This is a genomic window from Campylobacter sp. BCW_6873 (genome assembly GCF_001762365.1).
GTDB classification, from domain to species: Bacteria; Campylobacterota; Campylobacteria; order Campylobacterales; family Campylobacteraceae; genus Campylobacter_D; species Campylobacter_D jejuni.
In genome coordinates this window covers 1-1,939 of sequence record NZ_MJWS01000028.1, presented here as the reverse complement: position 1 = coordinate 1,939, position 1,939 = coordinate 1, and the positions used below count along the sequence as shown (strand labels likewise).

Genomic DNA, 1,939 nt, shown 5'->3' with positions numbered 1-1,939 from the left:
CCATTATAGTTTAAACTAAAATAGAAAGCTTCATTAACAGGAACGATAAAAGAAGTGCTTACAAATTTTTGTATTCTTGGTAAATCAAACTCATCACTTACTTTTATATTTCCAAATCTAGCCTCAGCTTCTACTTTAGGATTGATATTAAACTTAGCTCCAAGTTCTACTGAAGTTTTTAAATTAGGCAACCAATCTCTAAACCAAGTAAAGCTTGTTTTAGTAGAGAAAAGATTTAAATAGTTTGCATAGGTTCTTTCTCCATCCTTAACTGTTGCTTGTCCTATAGTGTCTTTCATAGAAAAAGCTTCAGTATAGCCTCCTTCATAAGCAAGACCTATTTCAGGGGAGAATATATCTTTATTAGAAATAAAATTCATACCTAAGGCTGTATTGACTCCATAAGCATAAGAATTAGGTTCAGCTTTAGCTTCATTATTTCCTATTTTTTTAGTTAAATCATTTTTAATCAAAGCAGCTTTACCTTGAGCTTTGATATAAACTTCTTGACCTTTTTCTGTAGTAAATAAGGTATTAAAGTATTTTAAACCTGCATAATAGGTTCTATTATTAATATCAAAATAAGTTGAACCCATTCTTGTATCTTCATAACCTGCATACACACCATATATTCCACTGTCTTTTAAAGTAGAATAACCTATAATGGTTCCTTTAGTGTGTCCTTTACTTTCTTCATTTAAAGAAAGTTCAACATTCTGTGAAGAAGTATAAGGAAGGATGAATAAAGAATGTTCTTTATTAGAACCATAGCTTCCATTATTTAAATCACTCTTTATATAATCACTTGCATCTGCATATAAATTACCCTTTTCAGACATAGCAATGCTTTGAGATTTACTTGAAGAAGCTAAAGCAAAGCTTTGCATAGAATTACCCATAACATTGTCTATAAAGGTTGATCTTCTTGAAGTAGTAGAGATTAAAGATCTAAAGGTTGCACCTGATATGGAAGCACTAAGATCAAACCTTTTATGAATTTTTCCTGTTGAAGGATCATAGATTAAATCAATTTCCCCGCTACCATTGGTTCCTATATTGCCAATATTATCTGGTTTTACCCCTGAGATGATATTGTTTATATCTTCTATTCCATCTAGATCAGCATTGCCTTGATCAACGGTTATACTATCTACTTTTACATTATCCGTATTGTTTCCACCTACAACCACAGTGTCTAATTTACCTGTATCTTTATCTGTAGAAACAACCCAATCTTCTATGATTATGCTACCATTACCATTATTGGTTACATGATTGCCGTTATCACCTTTATTTATGGTTCCTTGGTTATTAACAAAGATGGTTCCACTACCTTCATTTTTAATACCACTTGTAATAGTCGCATCAGAATCATTTTTTAAACTTAAATTATTATTACTTTTATTGAAAATATTACCATAAATAATTCCATTGTCAGTATTTAAAATACCACTTCCTTTTGCAGAAGCAATAAGACCTTCATTTTCAATAGTGATACCGTGAGTTTGAACTTCTGTATCTTTTTGTCCAATGGTTCCAGTATTTATAATACCCCCATTACCACCTTGGATAGTTCCAGATACATTGATGCTAGTATTTACTTGCTTACCGCCACCTATATAAATACCTGCATTACCACCTTCTAATCTACCCCCTGCTTTAACTTCAATGCCTTCACCCTCAATACCATTTTTACTTCCATCTATATGGATTGCATCATTGCCTGCTTTAATAACACCACCACTTTCTATAGTGATTTTACCAATATTAACGGGCTTTTTATTTGTATCAAATGCATAAAAAGTTATACCATTGTTGCCTGCTTCTATAGTTCCTTTATTTGTAAGGGTTTCTATCTTGTTGCCATCACCTATGAAGATAGCATTAGCGTTTTGATTTTTGATTAGGCCTGTGTTTTCAAAATTTTTAATAGTGGAGC

General features: G+C 31.8%; 1 pseudogene. It reads right to left on the bottom strand.

Annotation, left to right across the window (positions count from 1 at the left end):
• Positions 1–1,939 (bottom strand): annotated as a pseudogene (locus AJ932_RS10445) (hypothetical protein); the annotation flags it as partial.